At 47.7% G+C, this 7,679-nt stretch carries 7 protein-coding genes; all 7 read left to right on the top strand.

Annotated features, from left to right (window positions below):
* A partial coding sequence (locus KKC1_RS02175) for an alpha-hydroxy-acid oxidizing protein (RefSeq protein ID WP_088552875.1) occupies window positions 1–973 on the top strand: 973 nt, incomplete at its 5' end.
* Between the two features lie 82 nt (window positions 974–1,055).
* On the top strand, window positions 1,056–1,802 hold the full coding sequence (locus KKC1_RS02170; protein WP_088552873.1) for a FadR/GntR family transcriptional regulator: 747 nt from the start codon (window positions 1,056–1,058) through the stop codon (window positions 1,800–1,802).
* Window positions 1,803–1,961: 159 nt separating this feature from the next.
* Window positions 1,962–2,567: an aminodeoxychorismate/anthranilate synthase component II gene (gene pabA, locus KKC1_RS02165; protein WP_088552874.1), complete on the top strand. Its 606-nt coding sequence runs from the start codon at window positions 1,962–1,964 to the stop codon at window positions 2,565–2,567.
* Complete coding sequence (pabB, locus tag KKC1_RS02160) at window positions 2,545–3,957, top strand: aminodeoxychorismate synthase, component I (RefSeq protein ID WP_088552872.1); 1,413 nt, start codon at window positions 2,545–2,547, stop codon at window positions 3,955–3,957. The genes pabA and pabB overlap by 23 nt, the downstream gene beginning before the upstream one ends.
* 17 nt (window positions 3,958–3,974) lie before the next feature.
* On the top strand, window positions 3,975–4,802 hold the full coding sequence (locus KKC1_RS02155) for an aminotransferase class IV (protein WP_192868034.1): 828 nt from the start codon (window positions 3,975–3,977) through the stop codon (window positions 4,800–4,802).
* A gap of 36 nt (window positions 4,803–4,838) precedes the next feature.
* Window positions 4,839–7,271 carry a Lon protease family protein gene (locus KKC1_RS02150; RefSeq protein WP_088552870.1) on the top strand — a complete coding sequence of 811 codons (2,433 nt, stop codon included), beginning with the start codon at window positions 4,839–4,841 and terminating at the stop codon, window positions 7,269–7,271.
* 64 nt (window positions 7,272–7,335) lie between these two features.
* Entirely contained in the window at window positions 7,336–7,674 is a 339-nt protein-coding gene (locus tag KKC1_RS02145; RefSeq protein WP_192868033.1) for a helix-turn-helix domain-containing protein, read from the top strand.
* Window positions 7,675–7,679: the final 5 nt, after the last annotated feature.

Genomic DNA, 7,679 nt, shown 5'->3' with positions numbered 1-7,679 from the left:
CTGTCGGGTTTGCCCGGTGTGCGACGGTAGGGCGTGTGCCGGGGAAGTGCCCGGTATTGGCGGAACTGGAACGGGCAGCTCCTTTGCCGCCAATTTGGAGGCGTTGGCTAAGATAAAACTTAATTTAAGAACCATCCACCAGGCCGCAAACCCCGATTTATCGCTGACCCTTTTTGGGGAGAAGCTAAAAACCCCTATTTTAGCGGCGCCGATTACAGGTGCTTCCATTAATATGGGGGGTGCGCTGACCGAAAGAGAGATGGTCGATGCCCTGCTTCAGGGCTCTCTTGCCGCCGGTTCATTAGGCATGACCGGTGATACAGGCGTGCCCAGCATGTACTATGACGGTTTAGAAGCTATAAAGGAAGTACAAGGTAAGGGCATTCCTATTATCAAACCACGGAGCCAGGACGAAATTAAAAAACGCATTGCCCAGGCGGAAGAGGCCGGAGCCATAGCCGTAGGGGTAGATGTTGACGGCGCAGGCCTGATTACCATGGCTTTAAATGGGCAACCGGTCGGTCCTAAATCAGTAGAAGAAATTAAAGAATTAGTAGCTTTTACCAAACTACCCTTTATCGTTAAAGGGATAATGACCGCAGATGAAGCTGAATTGATGGCGGAAGCAGGAGTCGCAGCCATAGTTGTTTCCAATCACGGGGGGCGCGTTTTAGATCATACCGCCGGTGCTGCCGAAGTGTTGCCCGCCATTGCTGATGCAGTGAAGGGGAAGGTGACTATCTTAGCTGACGGTGGGGTTCGATCCGGTGTTGATGTCCTCAAGCTTCTGGCCTTAGGGGCAGACGCCGTACTGGTTGGCCGGCCTTTGATAATCGGTGCTTTTGGAGGCGGAAGCGAAGGAGTTAAATTGACCATAGAAACTTACTCCAAACAATTACTACAGGCCATGATCCTTACCGGCACCGAAAAAGTGACGGAAGTATCGAGAAAGATTTTAATTATGAAGGATTAGATAGAATAAATTTACAACGAAAAAAAGGTATAATATAATTAAGGTGGTTGATCACCACCATTTTTTTATTGAGGTGTTATGGATGAAGTTTAAACCCATTAAACACCGGCGAATTTATGAGGAGATAGTGTCCCAAATTAAAGAGTTGATTATAGACGGCAGTCTTAACCCGGGAGATAAACTTCTTTCGGAGCGAGAACTTGCCGATGCTTTGAAGGTGAGCAGGACTTCGGTGCGGGAAGCCTTGAGCGCCCTGGAGATTGCCGGATTGGTGGAAATCCGTCCTGGTGAAGGCACCTTTATTCGCCATACCGATTTAGATTCGGTGATTGAGCCGCTGGCTCTCATGTTTTTATTGGAAAGGGATAAAGTGAGAGAGTTATTGGAAGTCAGGAAAGCGCTGGAAGTAGAGGCCATCGGTTTGGCTGCCGAACGTGCTGACGAGGAAGATTTTGTCAAAATAGAAAGAGCACTGGAGGAAATGAAAGAAGCTTTGAAGACCGGCGATAACGGGGCAAAGGCCGACTTAAAGTTTCATTATGCCGTTGTTGAGGCTTCCAAGAATTCTCTACTGGTTCGTTTAATGAATACTGTTTACGACACCATGAATCAGACACTGCGCACTACCCGTGAACTCTGGTTGTCCCATACCAAAGGGACTCCAGAAAGGCTGTTTCAGGAGCACCAGGAAATGTTTCAGGCTATGAAAGCTAGGGACCGGATGAAAGCCCGTAGAGTGATGTACGAACACTTAAAGAAAGTCGAAGAAGAGTTGATTAAAATAGAAAAGGAGGCAAAGGCCGGCATCGAGAGAGGCGTTGACACCTGAAAGAAAGTATGATAGCATAATGGCGACAACTGAAAGCTGAGTTTAGTTCAGGTGAGATGAGATTTAGGGGAGAAGAGACGACTCGGAGATTTTGGGGTGAGTACCAGTACACTAGTACTGGTTTTTTTATTTGTTACACTGGTACAAGGGGAGGGTATTATGATACTGTTAATTGACAATTATGATTCCTTCATCTATAATCTATTTCAATATTTGGGGGAACTGGGGGAAGAAACGGAGGTCTACCGCAACGACAGTATAACTCTGGAGGACATTGAAACTATGAAACCGGACCATATTATTATTTCTCCCGGTCCCTGCACTCCTAACGAGGCGGGGATTTCCGTGGAAGTGGTGAAGAAATTTGCCGGAAGAATTCCCATCCTGGGCGTGTGTCTGGGACACCAGTGCATCGGACAGGCCTTCGGGGCGGAAGTGGTCAGAGCCGAAAGGCTTATGCATGGCAAGACATCTCTGGTTTTTCACGACAACAAGACTATTTTTACGGGTCTTAAGAACCCGCTGCAGGCTACCCGTTATCACTCTTTGATCTTAAGGAAGGAGACTTTACCTTCTTGTCTGGAGGTTTCAGCGGTTACTGCTCAAGGGGAAATTATGGCCGTCCGCCACCGGGAGTTACCCGTAGAAGGGGTACAGTTTCACCCGGAGGCGATCCTGACCGAACAGGGTCATGACCTGCTAAAGAATTTTCTTTCTTTAAAGGTGGAAGGAGTGAATTCTTATGGATTACACTCCGCTAGTTAAAAAAGTGTCATTGCCTCCTAAACCCCAGCTTTTTTACCGGTGCCTGCGAAAAGGCTCTCATCCTTTCCTGTTGGAGAGTGCTCTTTTTCACCCGGAAATAGGACGTTATTCCTTCGTGGGGAGCGATCCCTTTTTAATATTTAAGAGCAAAGGTTCCTCTATTGAACTGTACGAGAACGGCCGGGTGTGTCGCCATTCCGGAAATCCTTTTGATTACCTGCAGAAGCTGTTAAAACGCTTTCAAACCAAACCTCTTCCCGCGTTCCCTCCTTTTCTGGGAGGGGCGGTAGGATATTTCGGCTACGATTTGGGTTGGCATCTGGAAAAATTACCCAATGAAGCCTTGGACGATTTAAAACTACCCGACTGTTACCTGGCTTTTTACGATCGGGTGGTGGCTGTTGATCACCAGACGGGAGAAGTGTTCTTGGCTTCCACCGGGTACCCCTTGGCGGACGATTCGGAAAGGGAACGCAGGGCTGTAGAGAGGTTGAAAGAGCTGGAGGCGTTGCTTAAGGAGCTACCGATGGAAGAGGATAAAATCGAAGAACCGGTGAACAAACAGGAGCCTGTTGCCCTGAACTCCCATTTTACAGAAGAGGAATACTGCCGGGCTGTTCAGCGGGCCAAAGATTATATTGCGGCAGGCGATATTTTTCAGGTGAACCTTTCCCAGAGATTTGATGCCCCGCTCACGATCAGTCCCTGGGAGCTTTATGCCCGCCTGAGCCGGATTAATCCTGCTCCTTTTGCAGCTTTGCTGGAATTTGAAGGGGTGGCGGTAGTCAGTGCTTCGCCGGAAAGATTTTTGAAACTAGAAGGGGACAGGGTGGAAACCAGACCGATAAAAGGTACCAGACCCCGGGGACAAGATCAGGTTAGCGACAGGCAGCTGAGAGAAGAACTTTGGAACAGTGAAAAGGACCGGGCGGAACTGGTAATGATTGTAGATTTAGAAAGAAACGACCTGGGGCGGGTATGCCGCTTCGGTTCGGTGAAAGTAGAGGAACTGTTCCGCCTGGAGGAATACGCTACCGTCTTCCACCTGGTTTCCACCATAAGCGGTCGACTCCAGCCGGGAAAGGATATTGTCTCCGTGTTGAAGGCTACTTTTCCCGGAGGATCTATTACCGGCGCGCCTAAAATCAGAGCTATGGAGATAATAGAAGAATTGGAACCGGTTAAACGAGGAATCTACACCGGTTCTTTAGGCTATATCGACTTTTCCGGCCGGGCTGATTTGAATATCGTGATAAGAACTTTTATTATAAAAGATAATCGGGCTTATTTTCAGGCAGGGGGCGGGATTGTAGCCGATTCCGTACCTCAAAAGGAGTATCAGGAAACTCTGGATAAGGCTAAAGCGTTGATGAATGCTCTAGGAATTTGAAGGGCGGGATGAGAATTATGGAAGAGGTTATTTGTTTAAACGGTTCATTATTGCCCCGGAGCAGAGCAAAAATCTCCGTGAAGGATCGAGGGTTTCTTTACGGCGAGGGTTTGTTCGAGACGCTTCATGTTTACAATAATAAAGCGGTCTTACTGGAAGACCACCTGGCCCGGCTTTTAAAGTCGGCCCAATACTTAAATTTAAGCCTTCCCTGTTCCAGAAAGGAATTAGTTAAATTAGTAGAGAATACGATAGAAGTTAACCGAGGCAGCGAAGGAATACTACGTATAATCCTGTCCGGCGGTTGCGAAAAGCCACAACTTTTAATTACCTACCAGCACGGACTACCTTACAGGCAGGAAAATTACCGGAAAGGTATTTCTGCCGTTATAAGTTCCATTCGCCGCAACCCTTATTCGCCGGTTACCAAAATAAAATCCCTGAGTTTTCTAGACAATATTTTGGCGAGAGAGGAAGCGCGTCAACAGGGCGCCCTGGAAGGGATTATGCTCAACGTAAACGGATTTGTAGCCGAAGGTACCATGAGCAATTTTTTCCTAGTCAAGCAGGAACAGGTTATAACTCCCGACCTGAATAGCGGAATTCTACCGGGAATAACTCGGGCGACGGTGTTAAGGCTGGCTGCTGCGCTGGGCCTCCCGGTTGAGGAGAGGCAGGTAGAACTCGGGGAGATTTTTGAGGCCGATGAGTGTTTTTTAACCAATGCCCTGATGGGAGTTATGCCTTTGGTTGAAGTTAATGGCAGGAAAGTAGGTAACGGAGACGCTCCCGGTAAAATTACTTCTCTCTTGTTACAACAGTACCGGGATAAAATTTTATCCTGACGCTAAAAATTTTTGTAGGGAAAGGATGGTAGACCCTTGGGGACATGGAAAGAAGTGCCAGTTGAGAAATTAAGTGCTTACTGTGACCCGGCTCAGTTTAAGTTTCAAACTACCGAAGAAGTAACGCCTTTGGAAGGAATGGTAGGCCAGGAGCGGGCCGTTCGGGCCATGGAATTTGGACTTAAGATGAAAAAACACGGTTACAACATATTTATGACCGGTCTTACAGGTACCGGCAAGACCAGCTATGCCTTGTCCTTAATTCAGCAAATGGCCAAAAAGGAAAGGGTACCGGAAGATTGGTGCTATGTACATAACTTTGAGAAACCCGACCAGCCGGTGGCCATAGACTTGCCGGCTGGGATGGGGAAGGTATTTGCCGAAGACATGGACCGTTTGGTGGAAGAACTGCAGGTACAGATCCCTAAAGCTTTTGGGGGAGAAGAATATGACAAACAGAAGGCTGCGATTATTAAAGAATACCAGGGACAAAAGGCCAATTTGCTGGAGGAACTGAGTAAGGCTGCCGAGGAGAGAGGATTTGTTTTGAAAAGTACTTCGGCCGGGTACGTAAGTATTCCTTTGATAGACGGCAAGGAGATCAGTCAGGAGGAATACAATAATCTTGATGAGGAGACCCGAGCAGACATTGACCGGCGTTCAGAAGAGATACAGTTGAAGATGCTGGAGACTATGCGCAAGATACAGGCGGTTGAGCGCGAGGCTAAGGAAAAGATTAAGGAATTGGAACAGAACACCGGTCTGTTTGCCGTAGGTCACCTCATAGACGAACTGAAGGAAAAGTACGGCAATTATCCCAAAGTACTATCTTATCTGGAAGCAGTGCAAAAGGACATCCTGCTTAATTTAGACCATTTCCGAGCGGGAGAAGAAGAAAAAGATTCGTTTCCCTGGTTGAGAAAAATCAGTAAAGAAACTTTCCTGACCAGGTATAAAGTTAATCTTTTGGTGGATAACAGCGAACAGCAGGGCGCTCCGGTGGTTATGGAGACCAATCCTACTTATTATAACTTAATGGGAAGCATTGAATACGAAAACGAGTGGGGAGCGGCGGTAACCGACTTTACTAAAATAAAGGCCGGGGCCCTTCACCGGGCCAACGGCGGTTATCTGATTCTGCAGGCGAAAGATGTTTTGGCCAACTTAATGGCCTGGGAAGCCCTCAAAAGAGTTCTCAAAACTAAAGAGATCCGGGTAGAAAACCTGGGAAGCCAGATAGGCTTGGTGGCTATGGCTACCTTAAAGCCGGAACCTATTCCCATCCAGGTGAAAGTAGTCCTGGTGGGACACCCGGTCTTGTACCATCTTCTTTACAGCTATGATGAAGATTTCCGCAAGTTTTTTAAAATTAAGGCTGATTTTGACACGGAAATGCCCAGAACAGAGGAAAATCTTCAGAAGATGGCCGAATTTGTAAGCTCTCTCTGCCGGCGCGAAGGACTAAAACCTTTCGACCGTTCTGGTGTAGCAGCGGTAGTGGAATACAGTTGCCGATTGGCTGAGCACCAGGAAAAATTAAGTACGCGCTTTAATGAGATTGCCGAAATTATTTTTGAAGCCGATGCCTGGGCGGGGCTGCAGCAGGCGGAAGTTGTATCGCGGCAACACGTGAAAAGAGCCATTAAAGAAAAGATTTACCGCTCCAATAAGTACGAAGAAAAGCTCCACGAGATGCTGCGCGAAGGCCAGCTTATGGTTGATGCCACAGGTGCTGTCGTAGGGCAGGTTAACGGGCTGTCGGTGCTGGACCTTGGTGATTATTCCTTTGGAAAACCAACCCGTATTACTGCTACCACCTTCCTGGGTAAGGAGGGAGTCATCAACATAGAACGAGAAACGGAAATGAGCGGCAACATCCATGACAAAGGGGTAATGATTCTAAGCGGTTACCTGGGGGCGAAATACGCGCAGGAGATTCCCCTGACTCTTTCTGCCAGTTTATGCTTTGAGCAGTCGTACCAGGAAATAGAAGGCGACAGTGCCTCCAGTGCGGAGCTTTACGCCCTTTTATCCAGTTTGGCTGAACTGCCGGTTAAGCAGGGAATTGCGGTTACCGGTTCCGTTAACCAGAAAGGGGAAATCCAGCCGGTAGGAGGAGTTACCGCTAAAATCGAAGGATTTTTTGCCCTCTGCAAGATCAAGGGTCTAACCGGAGAGCAGGGGGTAATTATACCTTACCAGAACATTCCCAACCTGGTACTGTCAGACGAAGTCATAGAAGCGGTCCGGCAGGGCAAATTTCATATATATCCGGTTCGTACCGTTGATGAAGGAATAGCGATTTTAACCGGGGTGCCGGCAGGAGAAAAAGATGAGAACGGCAACTACCCACCGGGTACAGTGAACTATCTGGTACAGCAAAAACTGCAACATTACGCCGATATCATGCTTAAAATGGCGGCAGAGGTCGAAGAGCCCTCTCCAGTTAAAAATTCTGAACCAAAGTGAAGGATTTGAGAATTTTATGTCGAATTGTGTACATTGGAAAGTTTTGGCGGGAGGGGGCGCTGCCTTGAAGGAACTGGGGCAAATCCTGCGTAAGCAGAGGTGCAATCAGGGGATACATCTTGAAGAAGTCGAGCGTTCCACTAAAATATGGCTGAAGTACCTGAAGGCTATGGAAGAGGGGGATTTTGAAGCCATTCCCGGCGAATTTTATCTGCGGGGTTTTCTGCGTAGCTATGCCGACTACATCGGTTTGGATGGAAACGCGGTGGTTCAGTACTACCAGCAACTCAAGGAAGAAAAGAATGCTTCCGGTACGGAACGGAGAAAAACTACCGGGAGAAAAAGGAGTTTTGCCCGCCAGATTTTTGGTTCCCTCTATAAAGTAATTAATTCCATCATGTAAAAAAG

Source organism: Calderihabitans maritimus (assembly GCF_002207765.1).
Classification (GTDB): Bacteria; Bacillota; KKC1; order Calderihabitantales; family Calderihabitantaceae; genus Calderihabitans; species Calderihabitans maritimus.
Note: the sequence above shows the minus strand (reverse complement) of the source record. Positions and strands in the feature narration are given on the sequence as shown.